At 66.9% G+C, this 16295-nt stretch carries 13 protein-coding genes; all 13 read right to left on the bottom strand.

The features are described from left to right. Positions 1-9: 9 nt before the first annotated feature. Positions 10-1320: a GTPase HflX gene (hflX, locus tag GT590_RS09855; protein WP_009307022.1), complete on the bottom strand. Its 1311-nt coding sequence runs from the start codon at positions 1318-1320 to the stop codon at positions 10-12. A gap of 193 nt (positions 1321-1513) precedes the next feature. Beyond that, positions 1514-2494, bottom strand: coding sequence for a tRNA (adenosine(37)-N6)-dimethylallyltransferase MiaA (gene miaA / locus GT590_RS09850; RefSeq protein WP_009307023.1), 981 nt, complete (start codon positions 2492-2494; stop codon positions 1514-1516). Then, positions 2475-3854 (bottom strand): tRNA (N6-isopentenyl adenosine(37)-C2)-methylthiotransferase MiaB, encoded by a 1380-nt coding sequence (miaB, locus tag GT590_RS09845; RefSeq protein ID WP_035579108.1) that lies wholly within the window; start codon positions 3852-3854, stop codon positions 2475-2477. The genes miaA and miaB overlap by 20 nt, the downstream gene beginning before the upstream one ends. A 10-nt stretch (positions 3855-3864) precedes the next feature. Then, positions 3865-4215 carry a stage V sporulation protein S gene (locus GT590_RS09840; RefSeq protein WP_009307025.1) on the bottom strand — a complete coding sequence of 117 codons (351 nt, stop codon included), beginning with the start codon at positions 4213-4215 and terminating at the stop codon, positions 3865-3867. Between the two features lie 155 nt (positions 4216-4370). Continuing rightward, positions 4371-5456, bottom strand: a complete 1086-nt coding sequence (locus GT590_RS09835; RefSeq protein WP_009307026.1) for an ATP-binding protein — start codon at positions 5454-5456, stop codon at positions 4371-4373. Positions 5457-5468: 12 nt separating this feature from the next. Beyond that, positions 5469-7001, bottom strand: a complete 1533-nt coding sequence (gene rny / locus GT590_RS09830; RefSeq protein WP_015760673.1) for a ribonuclease Y — start codon at positions 6999-7001, stop codon at positions 5469-5471. Between the two features lie 272 nt (positions 7002-7273). Next, the gene (locus GT590_RS09825) at positions 7274-7951 is read right to left on the bottom strand and encodes a regulatory protein RecX (RefSeq protein ID WP_009608696.1); all 678 of its coding nucleotides are present in this window, start codon (positions 7949-7951) and stop codon (positions 7274-7276) included. A 1-nt stretch (position 7952) separates the two neighbouring features. Continuing rightward, entirely contained in the window at positions 7953-9011 is a 1059-nt protein-coding gene (recA, locus tag GT590_RS09820; RefSeq protein WP_009608605.1) for a recombinase RecA, read from the bottom strand. A 251-nt stretch (positions 9012-9262) separates the two neighbouring features. Then, positions 9263-10489 (bottom strand): CDP-diacylglycerol--glycerol-3-phosphate 3-phosphatidyltransferase, encoded by a 1227-nt coding sequence (pgsA, locus tag GT590_RS09815; RefSeq protein WP_009608615.1) that lies wholly within the window; start codon positions 10487-10489, stop codon positions 9263-9265. 5 nt (positions 10490-10494) lie between these two features. Beyond that, positions 10495-11862 (bottom strand): 30S ribosomal protein S12 methylthiotransferase RimO, encoded by a 1368-nt coding sequence (rimO, locus tag GT590_RS09810; RefSeq protein WP_009608621.1) that lies wholly within the window; start codon positions 11860-11862, stop codon positions 10495-10497. Positions 11863-11876: 14 nt separating this feature from the next. Further along, positions 11877-12374: a YajQ family cyclic di-GMP-binding protein gene (locus tag GT590_RS09805; RefSeq protein WP_009307031.1), complete on the bottom strand. Its 498-nt coding sequence runs from the start codon at positions 12372-12374 to the stop codon at positions 11877-11879. A 144-nt stretch (positions 12375-12518) separates the two neighbouring features. Beyond that, positions 12519-13655, bottom strand: a complete 1137-nt coding sequence (locus GT590_RS09800; RefSeq protein WP_009307032.1) for a RodZ family helix-turn-helix domain-containing protein — start codon at positions 13653-13655, stop codon at positions 12519-12521. Positions 13656-13667: 12 nt separating this feature from the next. Next, entirely contained in the window at positions 13668-16196 is a 2529-nt protein-coding gene (locus GT590_RS09795; RefSeq protein WP_009307033.1) for a DNA translocase FtsK, read from the bottom strand. Positions 16197-16295: the final 99 nt, after the last annotated feature.

The raw sequence follows: 16295 nt of genomic DNA, 5'->3' as shown, positions 1-16295 counted from the left end.
AGAGTTACTCTAACCGACCGTGTAAGGACGGAACATGCTCGCGAACGATGAAGCCGCCAGCATGACGATGCGCGTGCCCTGCTCCTCATGGGTTTCCGACAGGATGTGGCAACGTTCGTGCGCCACCGACACGAGGTCGCCGCGGTTGTAGGGAATCAGCACGTCGAGATGCTCGTCTTGCGCCGAGGCGACGCGGGCAACGTGCTCCACGAGCTCGCCTACGCCCTCCCCCATCGCCGCCGATACGAACTGAGCCTGCGGATGGCGCGCTTTAAGGGCGCCGAGGCGCTCCTCGCCGAGCAGGTCGCACTTGTTGAACACGAGCACGCGCGACAGGTCCTGCGCGTGTATCTGCCCGAGCACGTCCTCGACGGCCGCGATCTGCGCCTCGTACTCGTCCGACGAGGCATCCACCACGTGCAGCACGAGGTCGGCGCCCGTGATTTCGTCGAGCGTCGATTTGAACGCCTCGATGAGCGTGGTCGGAAGCTTCTGGATGAACCCGACCGTGTCGGTGACGGTGATCTCGCGGCCCTCGGGAAGCTCGAACTTGCGCGTGGTGGAGTCGAGCGTGGCGAACAGCTTGTCGTACGCCAGCACGTCCGCATTCGTCAGCCGGTTGAGCAGGCTCGACTTGCCGGCGTTCGTGTAGCCGGCCAGCGCCACCTTGAACATGCCGCTTTCGTAGCGGCTCTCGCGCTGGACGGCGCGCACCTCGGCCAGATGCTTGAGCTCGCGCTTGATGGACGTGATGCGCTTGCGCACCATGCGGCGGTCGACCTCGAGCTGGCTCTCGCCTTCGCCGAAGCGCGATCCCACGCCGCCGCCCATGCGGTTGGAGGCCAGGTGGGCCCACATGCCGCGCAGGCGCGGCAGCAGGTACTCGTTCTGGGCGAGCCGCACCTGCAGCCGGCCCTCCTTGCTGGTGGCGTGCAGGGCGAAGATGTCGAGGATGAGCGCCGTACGGTCGATGACCTTCACGTCGCGACCCATCGCCTTCTCGAGGTTCGCCTGCTGGGAGGGCGTCAGCTCGTCGTCGAACACGACGAGGTCGGCCGCGTGGGCGCGCGCAAGCTCGGCCACTTCTTCGGCCTTGCCCGTGCCCACGAACGTACGCGGATTGGGCGCGTCGAGCTTCTGCGTGGTGGTGGCCACCGCGTCGGCGCCTGCCGTATCCACGAGGCGCTCGAGCTCGGCGAGCGACGATGCCAGCGGCCACGTGGAGCCGGGGCGATCCACACCGACGAGCACGGCGCGCTCGCGGCGCTCTTCGGAGATCGGGGTCATGCCCCGCGTGATGACTGATTCGAATTCCGCCATGGATCCAACCTTTCGATGCAGAGACGAGCACGCCGGCATCGGCGTGCGAAGACAGTCGGGAGCGGCGGCGAGCCGCTAGAGAAAGGCGTGCGCTGTCTGCATGATAGGTGCTCCGATCTTGAACGGTTCGACGGCAGGAGTGTGCCCGTGGCTTCGTATCATATCACAAGCGTTCCTTCGTCTGGAGAAACCGTCAGGCAACGCCGTCATCAAGCAGCTCGAGCGCTTCTTCGACGAGCGACGGAATATCGCGCGACGTCGCATCGAGCCACCGGATACGCGCGTCCTTGCGAAACCAGGTGCGCTGCCGCTTCGCGTAGCGGCGCGTGGCCAGCTTGATCCGCTCCGCAGCCTCGTCAAGAGAGATGAACCCGTCGAGAGCCTCCACGATCTCCTTGTACCCGATAGCCTGCGGCGCCGTCACGCCTTCGCGAAAGCCCCTGTCGAGCAGCCCTTCCACTTCCGCCACGAGACCCGTCTCCACCATGGCGTCCACCCGCGCGTCGATGCGCGCGCGCAGCACGTCGGGATCCACCGCCATGCCGAAGAAGACGGCCGGAACCAACTGCGGGATGTGAGCGAGCTTGGCGCGCTGTTCGGCGTAGGTCGTGCCCTCCTCTAGCAGCTCGAAGGCGCGCACGACGCGCTTGACGTCGGCGGGCGGGATGACGGAGGCGCTGGCCTCGTCGCGCGCCGCCAGCAGCTTCCACAGCGCCTCGGCGCCCTGCTCGCGCGCCAGGGCCTGGTAGCGTTCGCGAACGGGGTTTCCCACCTGCTCGCCTGCGGGAAAGTCGTAGTCGTCGACGGCTGCGCGCACGTAGAAACCGGTACCGCCGGCCAGCACGCAGCGGTTGCCGCGCGCGTCGATGGCACGGAAGCGATCGCGCGCATAGTTCTGGAACAGCGCCGCGGAGAAGGGCTCGCCCGGGTCGACGAGGTCGAACCCGTGATGCGGCACGAGGCGCTCGGACGCGGGAAGCTTGCCCGTGCCGATGTCCATGCCGCGGTAGATCTGCATGGAGTCGGCGCTGATCACCTCTCCGTCCAGCTCGAGAGCCAGCGCTTGGGCGAGGTCGGTCTTGCCGGATGCCGTGGGCCCGACGACGCAGACCGCCGGAGCCTTCAGCGGATACGGTGCTCCCCCGCCCGTCGGATCAGCGCCCGTCCGCAGCATCGGGCCCGTCCACGATCTCGCCGGCGAGATACCACGTCTTCGCCTCATCCACGCGCACGCGCACGGTGCTGCCCGCAAGGTCCTCCGCGCGCACGCCTGCCGGCGCCGGCGCGTGGACGGTCTGGTTCTTCGGACTCTTGCCTGCCAGCAGGCGCTCGTCGCGCTTCGACGCGCCTTCCACCAGCACGTCGACCGTGCTTCCCAAATCGCGCTGGTTCGCCTCGAACGCGCGCTGTTGCACGAGATCCACCAAGCGGTCGAAACGCTGCTGGATCACCTCGCGCGGTGTGTCGTCGTCCATGGACGCAGCCGGCGTGCCCTCGCGCTTCGAATAGATGAACGTGAACACCTGGTGGTAGCCCACCTCGTCCACGAGGCGGTACGTGTCCTCGAAGTCCTTGGCGGTCTCGCCGGGGAATCCGACGATGATGTCGGTGGACAGCGCGATGTCGGGTACGGCGTCACGCAGCTTCGCGACAAGCGCGCGGTAATGATCGCGCGTGTAGCGGCGGTTCATGGCCGCAAGCACCGCATCCGAGCCCGACTGCACGGGAAGGTGCAGCGCCGGCATGAGCGAGCGCAGCGTGGCGAACCTGCCGACGACCTCGTCGTTGAGGTCCTTCGGGTGGCTGGTGGCGAACCGCAGGCGCTCGATGCCCGTCTGGTCGAGCGCGTCCAGCACCTGGGCGAAGCGCGGCGAGCCGTACAGGTCGCGCCCGTAGGAGTTCACGTTCTGCCCCAGCAGCGTGATCTCCTTCACGCCGGCGGCCACATAGCGCTCGGCCTCGGCCACGATGTCCTCCAACGGCCGCGACTTCTCGCGTCCGCGCACATACGGAACGATGCAGTACGAGCAGAAGTTGTTGCAGCCGATGGTGATGGGCAGCCATGCCGCCCATTCGTGCTCGCGCGCCGTAGGCAGCTCGGTGGGGAACGATGACGCGGCATCGAGCACCTCCACCTGATGGCCGCCCTCTTCGAGCGCCGCTTCCAGCAAACGCGGCAGCGACCCCAGGTTATGGGTGCCGAAGACCACGTCGAGGTGCTTCAGCTCGTCGACCAGCTTCTCGCCATCGCGCTGGCCGATGCATCCGCCCACAGCGACGATGCGCTTCGACAGCGGCGTGCCGGCGCGCAAGGGGACGTTCTTGAGCGAGGCCACCTGGCCGTACAGCCGCGTGTCGGCGGCTTCGCGCACGCAGCAGGTCATGAACGCCACGATGTCGGCATCCTCGATGGCGTCCACCTGCAGCGCTCCCATGCCCTCGAGCATGCCGGCGATGCGCTCTGAGTCGTGCTTGTTCATCTGGCACCCGAACGTGCGGATGCAGAACGTCAAGTTCGTAAATGGTGTATGCATGGGCTCGTTTTCAGCGAATCTCGGGGACGGGACGGTGGGCATCGTCGCCTAGAGACTGCGCGACGCCGCGCGTATAGCGCGGATCCACCGTGAAGCGTATGGCAGTGCGGTACTCGCCGTCGATGACGATGTCGGCGAACGACGGTACGCAGGCGATCTCGATGCCGATCGGAGACAGGAAGCCGCGGGAGATGGCGATGGCCTTGACCGCCTGGTTCACCGCACCGGCGCCGACGGCCTGGATCTCGACGCTTACGCCGTCTTTCACCATGCCGGCAATCGCTCCGGCAACGGAGGCGGGCGACGACTTCGATGATACCTTCAAGCAGCCAACGTCTGGCTTTTGTTCGGAAGTGGACATGCCTATCCTTTGTCGTTGGTAGTCCGTGTGGTTCGTCTTGTATGCTGCGTTAGGATTCCGTTGTGCTATAGATAGGTTACTCTTACGCCCTTGCTATTCTACCTATTCGCGGTATGGTGCGCAACCTGCGGGTATGCTGTTATCGAGCAGGTTCGTCATCGTAGCTTTTCAACCGGGATGCGGATGTGCACGCCATCCTTGCCTACGCGCACGTCCGGCTTCACCGCCGATTCCAGGTAGTAATCGCGCGCCAAATCCGAGAACGCGCATGCTACGCGTTGCGAGAACGATTCGAGGTCTTCGGGCGCGATTCTGAGACCGCGCGCATCTCCCGCCGGCGCCTTCGCCGGCCGCGCGGCCGGGCGCGCGTCGGCCTCCCCTTCGATGCGGACGCGGTTGATCAGCGGCTCGACCGGCGCGATCTCGCCGTCCAGGATGCGGCGTGCGGAGCGCTCCGAGATGACCAGGCCCAGCGCCTCGGCCTCGTCCGCGAAGCTCGCCGGATCCACGGCCACCGACAAGCGCTTGGCCACCGGCAGCTCGGAGGCATCGGCGCAGAACGCGCGCATAGCCGAGGTGAGCGACGACAGTCCGAATGCGTACAGCGTCGCCGCGATGTCGGTGAGCGAACCGAGGTACACGGTGCAATCGTGGCGGCATTCTATGGCGAACTCGCAGGCGGTGCGCAGGATGTTCTTGGGGCCGCGCACCGCGATGCTGCCCGATTCGGTGCGCTCGAACACGGGGAAGCTCGACTGATCGGTCTTCTCGCCGAGCTTGTCGAGGTTCGTCTCCACGAAAAGCGCGGCGCCCTTGCCCGCGTCAGAGGCGACGACGCGGGCCGTCTCGGCGTTGACCGCGATGGAGTACAGCGCCATGCCGCGGCCGTGGATGCCCCACTTGTCCATGTGCATGCTGTCGAGCTTCGACGTGACGCGCGGCTCGAAGATGCGCTCGTGCATGGCTGCCGGCACGCCGTCGCCATCGTCGATCATGACGAGGCGGCGGCGCTGTCCTTCGCGCGACACGGCCAGGAAGATGCTCTTGGCGTGCGCATCGCGGGCGTTGCGCAGCATCTCGATGACGATATCCTCGGTGGAGCGGATGTCGTGCGCGGCCTGCCTGCGCTCGGCTTCGGCGCTCCTCAAACGGACGAAGCCATCCCCGAGGTCGGCCTCGACCCGGAGATGGCTGTCGCCGCATACGTTCTCTATGAAGGCTTCCAGCGCTTCGTCGGCCATGCCGCGTGCGCCCTACTTCGCGACGCCGACCGCGCGGCTCTCGCGGATGACCACGACCTTCACCTGGCCGGGATACTGCATCTCGTTCTCGATGCGCTGCGCGATGTCGTGCGCAAGCACCGTGGTGGCGGCTTCGTCCACCGTGTCGGGCTCCACCATCACGCGCACCTCGCGACCCGCCTGAATGGCGTACGTGCGCTCCACGCCCTTGTACGAGCTGGCGATCTCCTCCAGCTTCTCGAGGCGCTTCACGTAGGCGTCGAGCGTCTCCTTGCGGGCGCCGGGACGCGCCGCGGACACGGCATCGGCCGCCTGAACGAGCACGGCCAGCACGCTGGACGGCTCCACGTCGTTGTGGTGCGCCTCGATGGCGTGCACGATCTCGGGTCGCTCGCCGAAGCGGCGGGCCAGGTCGGCGCCGATGACGGCGTGGCTGCCCTCCACCTCGTGGTCGACCGCCTTGCCCAGGTCGTGCAGCAGGCCGGCGCGCTTCGCCGGGATGGGGTCCAGACCCAGCTCGGAGGCCATGACGCCGGAGAGGTAGGCCACCTCCAGCGAGTGGTTCAGCACGTTCTGGCCGTACGAGGTGCGGTAGCGCAGGCGGCCCAACGTGCGCACGAGCTCGGGGTGCAGGTCGTGGATGCCGGTGTCGAACGTGGCCTGCTCGCCCGCTTCCTGGACGCGCTGGTTCACGAACGCCTCGGCCTTGCCGAACATCTCCTCGATGCGCGCCGGATGGATGCGGCCGTCGGCCACGAGGTTCTCCATCGTCACGCGGCCGATCTCGCGGCGAACCGGATCGAAGCACGAGATGGTCACGCACTCCGGGGTGTCGTCGATGATGAGGTTCGTGCCGGTCAGCTGCTCGAACGAGCGGATGTTGCGGCCCTCGCGGCCGATGATGCGGCCCTTGAGGTCGTCGGAGGGGATATGGATGGTGGACACGGTGGTTTCGGCCGAGTGGTCGGCCGCCACGCGCTGGATGGCGAGGCTGAGGATGGAGCGGGCCTTCTTGTCGGCCTCCGCCTTCGCGCGCGCCTCGGCATCGCGGATGATGGCCGCGGACTCGTGCGTCACCTCGTCCTTGAGGGTGTCGAGCAGCTCCGCCTTCGCCTCGTCCGGCGTCATGCCGGCCACGCGCTCGAGGCGGTAGTTCACCTCCCGCGTAGCCTCTTCGAGATCGCGTTCGCGGCGCTCGAGCTGGCCCTGCATGGATGAGATCTGATGCTCGCGCGCGTCGAGCGATTCGACGCGGCGGTCGAGCGATTCCTCGCGCTGCGAGATGCGGTTCTCAGCGGAACGCACTTCGCGCAGACGCTCCTTGCTCTCGGCTTGCGCATCCTGCTTCAGCTTGAGAGCTTCGTCCTTCGCTTCGATGATGGCCTCGCGGCGCAGCGTTTCGGCTTGTCGTTTCGCGTCGTTCACCACGGATTCGGCCTCTTGCGCCGCTCGCTTCGTGGATGCGTTGACCAGGTAGCGGGTGACGACGAAGCCGAGGGCGATGCCGACGACGGCTCCGATGATCAGCCAGATGAATTCGGGCATACGCTCCCCCTTTCGTTTCAGTTTCCGATAGAGCGTTACATTCAAAAGAACATAGGCATAAAAAATCCCGGAAAAACCGGGCATGAACGAACGCACGCGATACGGGCAGCATCGTATGAATTTGTCTATAGGAAGTACCCTCATCAGGTACGATCATTCAAGCTATACCATATGATAAAGGTTGTGCCCGAATTGTAAAAGCCCTGACAAGAAATAATCTGAAATGCAGGGCCGCGCCCCCGCCGCAGGCGCGGCCGACGGCGCGGATGCGCTCATCCTTCGACGGGGTTCGCCTCGCACCAGAGGCGGGCGGCGGTGGATGACACCGAGGCGCTGAAGCCTTTCTGGGCGAGGCGGCGGTAGGCGGCGTCGCGGCGGTTCTTCGCGCGCGGCGGCTTGCGGTCGAGCAGCGCGAGCGCACGGTCGACCTCCCCCGCGTCGTCGTCGGCAGCGGCCAGCGCCTCGACGCCGTCCGCGTCGATGCCGAGGTTCTCGAGCTCGGCGGCGATGCCGCGTCTGCCGCGCCCTTGGGCAAGGCGACTGCGCACGAGCACGTCGGCGAAGCGCCCGTCGTCGACGAGGCCGCAGGCGAGCGCGCGATCGAGCGCCGCTTCGACGGCCTCGGCCTCGAAGCCCTCGCGCGCAAGACGCTGGCGCAGCTGCTCGGAAGCCCGCTCGCGCACGAGGCAGAGCCGCTCGATCTTGCGGAAAGCGGCGTCGGGATCGGAGAGCCGCACATCCTCGTCGACTTCGCCGGCGTCATGGCGGGAAGGCTGTCCGCCGGCCGCACTGGCAGACAGGGAGCGCGAAGCGCGGCTCGGCCGTCGATCCTCCCGCTCCTCGCGAACGTGGGGAAGGTCGGGCGCCCTGGAAGGCTTCGGGACGCCCTTCTCGATCGCGGCGATCTCCGCGCGCAGGCGCGCGCGGAGCTGTTCGGGCGATTCGGGCATGCTACTTCTTCTTCGCGGGCTTTGCCACTGGCGTGAGTGCGTCGGCTTCCTCGGTCGAGCGCGTGATGATGGGGATCTCAAAGGATTCGCGCACCTTCGTCTCGAGTTCCTCGCGCAAGTCCGGGTTCTCCTTGAGCGTCTGCTTCGCCGCCTCGCGCCCTTGGCCGAGACGCTCCTCGCCGTAGGTGTACCAGGCGCCGCTCTTCTTGGCGACCCCCGCCTCGACGGCCATGTCCACGATGCAGCCCTCACGCGAGATGCCCTCGCCGTACATGAGGTCGAACTCGGCCTGGCGGAACGGCGGAGCCACCTTGTTCTTGACCACCTTGGCGCGCACGCGGTTGCCCACGATCTCGCCGTCCTTCTTGATGGAGTCGATGCGGCGGATGTCGATGCGCACGCTGGAAAAGAACTTGAGGGCGCGGCCGCCCGTCGTGGTCTCCGGGTTGCCGAACATCACGCCGATCTTCTCGCGCAGCTGGTTGATGAAGATGCACGTGGTGTTCGACTTCGACAGAGAGCCCGCCAGCTTGCGCAGCGCCTGCGACATGAGGCGCGCCTGTAGGCCCACCGTGGTGTCGCCGATCTCGCCTTCGATCTCGGCGCGGGGCACGAGCGCGGCCACCGAGTCGACGACCACGGCGTCGATGGCGCCCGAGCGCACCAGCATGTCGCAGATCTCCAGCGCCTGCTCGCCGGTGTCGGGCTGCGAGATGAGCACTTCGTCGATATCGACGCCCAGGCGCGCGGCATAGACGGGATCGAGCGCGTGCTCGGCGTCGATGAAGGCCACGATGCCGCCCATGGCCTGAGCCTCCGCGATGATCTGCAGCGCGAGCGTGGTCTTGCCGCTCGATTCAGGGCCGTACACCTCCACGATGCGGCCGCGCGGCACGCCGCCTATGCCGAGCGCCGCGTCGAGCGGCAGCGCGCCGGTCGGGATGACCCCGATGTTGAGGTCGTGACCGCCCTCGCCGAACTTCATGATGGAGCCCTTGCCGAACTTGGTCTCGATCTGATCGGTGGTCAGCTTGAGCATCTTCGATTTTTCTTCGTTCATGCGGTTCCTTCTCTTCCTGCCGCGAGCGCCAAAGACGCTGAGCGTTTGCCGCTTACCATTATACGAACATATGTTTGTTGGTCAAGCATTTTCGCGAAAGAAGCTTGCAACCCCAGTATAGCGCGGCCGGCTCACGTCCCGATGGCGCGCATCCAGCGCGCAGCACCTCCCGATCCAGCGCGTTTCCCACGCCGAAGACACGCGAATTCCACGTTTCCCGCCACCCGATCCGACGCGCCTTCTACGTCGTTCTAGCGCGTTTCCAGCGCCTCGAGCGCGAACTCGAGCGCCGCGCGCACGGCGAGCAGGCGCACTTCTTCGCGCGTGCCGGGAAAATGGCAGCAGCGGGCGCAGGTGAGCGACGCGTCCGCGCGCCCGATCCACACGGTGCCCACCGGCTTGCCCGGCTCGGCCCCGCCCGGGCCGGCGATGCCGGTCGCCGACACCGCCACGTCGCAGCCGAGCGCGGCGCGGGCGCCTTCGGCCATGGCACATGCCGTCTCCTCGCTGACCGCCCCGATCAAGGCGAGCGTCTCGCGGCTCACGCCCAACACGTCGCGCTTCACGTCGGAGGAGTAGCTGACGACGCCACCGCGCACGACGTCCGAGCTGCCCGGCAGGTCGGTGAGCGTCGCGGCGACGAGGCCGCCCGTGAGGCTCTCGGCCGTGCCGACGGTCGCGCCGGCGGCACGTGCCGCCTCGAGCACGCGCCCGGCCAGCTCGTCGAGCGCCTCGGGCGAGATTCTCGCGGCCTCCTGGGCGCTGAGCGCGCGCCCTCCCGCTTCGTCCTCTCCCGCATCGGCAGCCGCGGCCTCTCCGGCACCCGCACGGCGCTTCGCGCGCTTGCCCGACGGCGCGAACCCGAGGATCTCCTTGGCCTTCACGAAATAGTCGAGCATCGAGATCACGGTGAGCGCCAGCGCGATCAGCATGGCCAGCCACGACACGAGGTACAAGGGGTTGTGCAGCACGCCCTGCGGATCGGTGATCACCACGCTGTCCTTGACGATGAACAGCACGATGGCGACGATCTGCGCGACGGTCTTCGCCTTGCCGTACCAGCTGGCGGCGATGACCACGCCTTGGCTGGCGGCCACCATGCGGATGCCCGACACGATGAACTCGCGCGTGAGGATGACGAGCGCTACCCACGAGGGCAGCACGCCCAGCTCGATGAGCGCGAGCAGGGCGGCGGCCACGAGGATCTTGTCGGCCAAGGGGTCGATGAACTTGCCGAAGTTCGTCACCTCGCCGCGGCTGCGCGCCAGGTACCCGTCGAGGCCGTCGGTGGCGGCCAGCAGGATGAAGATGCCGGCGGCGATCCAGGGCTTCGACGCCTCGGCGTCCGCCCAGAACGGGAAGTACTCCGGCCAAGGGCTGATGATGGCCACTACGAACACGGGAACGAGGCAGATGCGCAGCAGCGTCACCACGTTCGCCGGGGTCCACAGCTTCTCGTGCACGGCACCTTGCGCCATCGGGCTCACTCCCCTTCCATCTCGTAGAGCAGAGCGTCGACGATGCGCACGCGGCGGATCTCGCCCGGCTCGCCGGCGTCGAGGTACGTGACGCCGTCGACCTCGGGCGCCTGGCACATGGCCCGCCCGAACAGCTGGCCGTCCTCTTCGACGCCCTCCACCAGCACGTCCATCTCGCGTCCGACGCGCGCGGCGATGCGCGGGCAGCACACGGCGTCGGCCAGGTCGCGCAGGCGCTGGGCACGGTCGTTCTTCTCGTCCTCGTCCAGCTGGCCGGGCAGGTCGAACGCGCGCGTTCCCTCCTCGCGCGAGTACGGGAACACGCCCACGTAGTCGAACAGCCCCTCCTCGACGAAGGAGCACAGGTCCTCGAACTGCTCCTCGGTCTCGCCCGGGAAGCCCGCGATGAGCGTCGTGCGCAGCGTGGCGCCCGGCACGTGCGCGAGCACGCGGTCGACGAGCGCCAGGAACTCCTCGCGCGAGCCGGTGCGGTTCATGGCGCGCAGGATGCCCGCGTCCACGTGCTGCAGCGGGATGTCGAAGTAGTCGCATACGTTGTCGTGCGCGGCCACGGCATCCAGCAGCTCGTCGGAAAGGCCTTCGGGCTGGATGTACATGATGCGGAACCAGGTTTGCGGGAACTCCTCGGCCAACGCGGCCACGAGCGCCGCCAAAGACGACGGCTCGTCGAAGTCGGCGCCCCAGCGCCCCGTGTCCTGGGCGATGAGCACGATCTCGCGGGCGCCGGCAGCCACCTGGGCGGCGACGTCTGCGCGCACGTCGTCGAGCGGGAAGCTGCGATAGCGCCCGCGGATGTACGGGATGGTGCAGTACGTGCAGAACCGGTCGCAACCGTCGGAAATCTTCACGTAGGCGAACGGCGCGGCCGGGAGGGCGGCAAGCGCCGCACGGGATCCTTCGACTTCGGCGGCTCCGCCGCTTGCGCTCAGGGTCACGGAGGCGGCGGCTCCCCCGCCCGGGGCGTCGACGCCAAGCGCGTCGGCTACGATAGCGGCGATATCGTCCTCGCGGCTGCATGGCACGAACGCACGCGCTTCCACAAGCTCGTCCGCAAGATCCTCGCCGTAGCGGGCGGGCATGCAGCCGGCCACGATGAGCGGCGCGCCCGCCGCGACGTTGGGCATCCCGGCCGCATCGAAAACGGCTTCGATGCTCTCCTCGGTGGCGCTTTGGATGAACGAGCAGGTGTTCACCACCACGGCGTCCGCTTCGGCAGGGTCGACCTCTATCAGAAACCCGGCCTCCGCCAACCGCACGCGCATGCGCGCCGTGTCAGCCTCGTTCTTCGCGCATCCCAGCGTGACGAAAGCGACGCAGGGCGCAACGAGCGCCGCGTCAGATGAGCGTTCCATATGGCGAGACCGTCCTAGCGGTAGTTGACGAACTGGAGCGGCTGGCCGTAGTCCTTCCCCTTGAGGAAGGCGATGACCTCCTGCAGCGCATCGCGCGAGGGAGAGCTGACGCGCAGCTTGTCACCCTCGATCTGGACCTTCACCTTGAACTTCTCGGCCTTGATATCCTTGTTGATCTTGCTGGCAACGTCCTTTTCGATGCCTTCGACGATGGTGGCCTTCTGACGAACGCTCTGGCCGGCGGCCGCTTCGGGATCGGCCCACTGCACAGCGGCAAGATCGATGCCGCGGCGAACGAGCTTCGAGCCGATCACGTCGATGACCTGCTTGGCCACGAAATCGGCGGGTGCCGCCACCGTCATGGACTTGCCCGCCTTGTCGAGGGTGATCTCGGCGCCCGAGTCTTTCAGGTCGTAGCGCTGCGCGAGCTCCTTCTTCGCCTGCTGGAAGGCGTTGTCGATCTCTTGCATGTCGACCGTGGACACGATGTCGAAGCTGGATTCCTTGGCCATGGAACGTTCCTTTCCGCGCGACGCGGCCCGCACTGGCGGGCCGCTCGAATTTTCGTTTGCGCACAGCATAGCGCATTTTCGCGCCCAAGCCGGCAATTTCAGAGGCGCTCCATGACGAACGGGTTCTCCGACCGGCGGAAACCCCTAAGCGGCGGATGTTCCATCCCCGGTTTTCGCGCCATCCTCGGCTGCTTTGTCGGCGGCGTCCGCGTCGGCCGACCCCTTCTTCTTGGCATCCGGATGATCCTCGTACCACTTCTCCAGGTAGGCGTCGAAATCGACCGTGGCCATGGGCATGCCGGTAGCCGGATCGGAGCCGTCGAACTTGACCGCCTCGCCGTCCACCTTGATCGTCACGCCGTCGCTCGCCCAAGCGGCGAACGTCCACACGTCGCCCTCGGCCAGCTCAACGGTGTCCTCCTCGCCGCCCGAGAACATCTGGTCTTCGGACGTCCCGTCCTTCGTGATAACCGCGTACACCGGGGTGTCCTTGGCGATCGTGTAGGTCACCTTGATGCTGGTCGGAGCAGTTTCAACAGGCTTGGCCTGCGGTTGCGCGGGGGTTTCGCCGCCTTCCGTGCCGCTGCCGTCCTGCGTCGGGTCGGCGAGCCCCGTCACCGGCAGCTTCGTCACATCCTCGTTCGAGCTCCCGCCGTTGTTGCCGAACACGAGCACCAGCACCACGATGAGCAGCACGAGGATCACGCCGCCCGCGATGACGAAAGGCAGCTTCGACTGCACGACGCTCGAGGCCTTCGGCCCTGCGTAGAAGTTCGTGTACTCGGCGTTCGGCAGCGCCGCATGGCGGCTGGGATGCGTGCGTCCCTCGGAATAGAGGCGCTCCGAACCCCCGCGCGCGCCGTAATCGCGACCGTAGTCGCGCCGGTCGTCGTACATCGTACGCCCGAACGCATTCTGCCGCGGCGGGCGCTCGTCGACTTGCTGCGAGGGGCGAGCGCCCTGCCGCGAGGTCGAGCGTCCCGTGCGCGAAGATCCTCCTCGATCGAAACCCGAGGGCTGCGCGCCGTTGCGCGCGCGTCCCACCTGGTAGGCGTAGGCCTCGTCCAGGTACATGCGCGTCATCTCGGTGGGGTTGAGCCCCACGAGGCGCGCGTAGGCGTTCACCATGTTGCGCGCGTAGCCGCGCGGCGGCATGCGGGAGAAATCGTCTTCCTCGATAGCGCGCAGGATGTCGGGTCGGATGCGCAGCCGTCGCGCAGCCGTCGCGAGATCGTAGCCCTTGCGCTCGCGCGCCTCTCTCAATATGGTTCCGAATGTCACCTGGCCACCTCGTTATTCCTCAGGGTTCGCCGCGTCGTGCGCCTCGAAGGCCTTCAACGTCTCGAGCTCCATGGCGTCTACGAGCACTTCGCGGGGCTTGCTGCCGTTCGGCGGCCCCACGACGCCCTTTTCCTCCAGCATGTCCATTATACGCCCAGCGCGCGAATAGCCCACCTTCAGGCGGCGCTGGATGTTCGAGGTTGATCCGAGGCCGCTCGACACCACGATGTCCGCCGCTTCCCAGATGAGCGGATCGTCGTCGGAGACGCCGCCGCCCGAACCGTCGGGTTGCGACGCGCCCAGCGTGATGAGGTTCGTCTGCAGGATCTCGGAATGGTACTCCGGCTCGCCCTGGTCTTTGAGCATGGCCACCACGGCGTTGATCTCGTCTTCCGATACGTAGCATCCCTGGATTCGCTGGGGACGGGCGAACTCGGGCTTCGACAGCAAGAGATCGCCCAGGCCGATGAGGTTCTCGGCGCCCGGCGTGTCCAAGATGACGCGGCTGTCGATGCCGCTGGCCACGTTGAACGAGATGCGGTTCGTGATGTTCGCCTTGATAAGGCCCGTGACCACGTTCGTGGAAGGGCGCTGCGTGGCCACGATGAGATGGATGCCGGCCGCGCGCGCGAGCTGCGCGATGCGGCTGATGGAGAACTCCACCTCCTTGCCCACGTTCATCATGAGGTCGGCCAGCTCGTCGATGATGATGACGAGGTAGGGCAGCTCGGCCCCCAGCTCGCCGGCCGGCGGCTCTTCGCCGGCTTCGATCGCTTTCTGCTGCGCGGCCAGCTCGGCCTGCACCTTCGCGTTGTACTGGCCGATGTTGCGAGCACCCACCTTCGAGAACACTTTCAGGCGGCGCTCCATCTCGGCCACGCCCCACGAAAGCGCGCTGGCCGCCTCGCGCGGCTCGGTGACTACGGGCACGTACAGGTGCGGGATGCCGTTGTAGGGCGTGAACTCCACGCGTTTCGGGTCGATCATGATGAAGCGCACCTCGGAAGGCGTGGCGCGCATGAGGATGGACATGATCATGGCGTTGATTGACACCGACTTGCCCGAACCGGTAGTGCCGCCGATGAGCAAGTGGGGCATCTTCGCGAGGTCGGAGACGATGGAGCGGCCCTCGACGTCCTTGCCGATGACGATCTGCAGCGGGCCCTCGTCCGCATCTTTGATGACGTCGCCCAAGAGCACGCTCTGGCGCGTGCGGTTGGGCACCTCGATCCCGACGTAGTTCGTGCCGGGGATGGGCGCGAAGATGCGCACGCCCGGCGCTGCCAACGCAAGCGCGATGTCCTGCTCGAGCGCCGTGATGCGGCTGACGCGCACGCCTGCGGGCAGATCGACTTTGAACAGCGTCACCGTAGGTCCGGCGACCCAGCCAACGACCTCGGCCATGATAGCGAAGCTTTCGAGCGTCTCCTGGAGACAGGCCGCGGTGTCGGCCAGCTCGGCGTCGGAAGCGCGGTCCTTCTTGGAGTTCTTCGACACGGCCAGCAGATCCGCGGGCGGTAGCACGAAACCGTCCGCCGGACGAGGAGAGGCCAGGGGCGTGGAGCTCGCGGACGGCTTGGGAGCCGCAGGGGAGCTATCGGATTTGTCGTGCTTGCGGCCGAGCTTGCGCGTGAGCGTTTGCGGGGCCTCGCCTCCCCCTTCCTCGGTAGAAGCCGCACGGTTGCCGATCGCTTGAGTGACCAGCGACTGCGACGCGCGACGGGGCTTGCTCGGTCGACCCTTTGCATCCTTGGCGCGCGGTAGGACGTTCGTTGCACCCGCCTCCACAACCTCGCCGGTCGTGGGCACCACGGGAACCTTCGCGCCCGTCGAGCGCTTCATGCGGGCGTAGGGCGGAGCCGCCAGCACGTCGTCGTCCGCATCGTCGGCGACAAGCGCCCGACGGGCGTCCTGTACGCGTTCGACCAGCTTCGACACCGAGAACCCGATGATCACGAGCCCGGCCAGGACTATCCCGATCATGATGATGCACGTCACCGCTTGCCCGAACAGGCTGATTCCAACCCATGCGATGCCGGCGCCCAGATAGCCGCCTCGCGCGGCGAGCTCGTCCGACAGGAACAGCCGGTCGACGGAATCGGGCGCGGATTCGGGCGTGAAGAGGGCCAGCAGGGAGAGCGCGGCGACGAAGATCATCACAAGGCCCACAGCCACGCGCACCGGTACGCGTTCGCGGTCGAAACGCGCGAGGAAGCTGGCTCCGATGATCAGCAAGAGGAACGGCAAAAGATAGGCGCCTAGACCCAGCGAGAGGTGCAGCGCCGTGGAAACGAACGAGGTGACCACGGCGTTCGTAGGCAGCACCGCCGCCACGAACAGGACGACCGCGAGCACGGCGAAAGCCACGCCGGTGATATCGCGACGCGTGCGCTCGTCAAGCAGACGGGGCTCCTCCGTCGCCTGCGGGCGCGCGCCCTTGGCCTGCTTCGCCCTTTTTTCGGCGGGCGAGGCCGCCTTGCCCTTCGATTTCGTCGCCGAAGACGCTTTCGGCTTCGCGGTGCTGGATGACTGTCGGGCCACGCCCTACTCCTTTATGCTGCGTTTGATCTGCGTTTCATGGGTTTGTTTCAGCCTATGCTGCGGCCGCACGCCCCCGCGAGGGCGCATGCGGCCATTATA

This window comes from Eggerthella sp. BIOML-A1 (assembly GCF_009875595.1).
GTDB classification, from domain to species: Bacteria; Actinomycetota; Coriobacteriia; order Coriobacteriales; family Eggerthellaceae; genus Eggerthella; species Eggerthella lenta.
The sequence above is the reverse complement of the archived record's forward strand: the minus strand, read 5'-3'. Positions and strand labels throughout refer to the sequence as shown.

Bases quoted from the DNA above. Each gene is read 5' to 3' on its own strand.
- hflX (WP_009307022.1), bottom strand. From the start codon at position 1,320: ATGGCGGAATTCGAATCAGTCATCACGCGGGGCATGACCCCGATCTCC.
- GT590_RS09825 (WP_009608696.1), bottom strand. From the start codon at position 7,951: ATGCCCGAATCGCCCGAACAGCTCCGCGCGCGCCTGCGCGCGGAGATC.
- GT590_RS09805 (WP_009307031.1), bottom strand. From the start codon at position 12,374: ATGGCCAAGGAATCCAGCTTCGACATCGTGTCCACGGTCGACATGCAA.
- miaB (WP_035579108.1), bottom strand. From the start codon at position 3,854: ATGCATACACCATTTACGAACTTGACGTTCTGCATCCGCACGTTCGGG.
- GT590_RS09835 (WP_009307026.1), bottom strand. From the start codon at position 5,456: ATGGCCGACGAAGCGCTGGAAGCCTTCATAGAGAACGTATGCGGCGAC.
- recA (WP_009608605.1), bottom strand. From the start codon at position 9,011: ATGAACGAAGAAAAATCGAAGATGCTCAAGCTGACCACCGATCAGATC.
- rny (WP_015760673.1), bottom strand. From the start codon at position 7,001: ATGCCCGAATTCATCTGGCTGATCATCGGAGCCGTCGTCGGCATCGCC.
- GT590_RS09840 (WP_009307025.1), bottom strand. From the start codon at position 4,215: ATGTCCACTTCCGAACAAAAGCCAGACGTTGGCTGCTTGAAGGTATCA.
- rimO (WP_009608621.1), bottom strand. From the start codon at position 11,862: ATGGAACGCTCATCTGACGCGGCGCTCGTTGCGCCCTGCGTCGCTTTC.
- miaA (WP_009307023.1), bottom strand. From the start codon at position 2,494: ATGCTGCGGACGGGCGCTGATCCGACGGGCGGGGGAGCACCGTATCCG.
- pgsA (WP_009608615.1), bottom strand. From the start codon at position 10,489: ATGGCGCAAGGTGCCGTGCACGAGAAGCTGTGGACCCCGGCGAACGTG.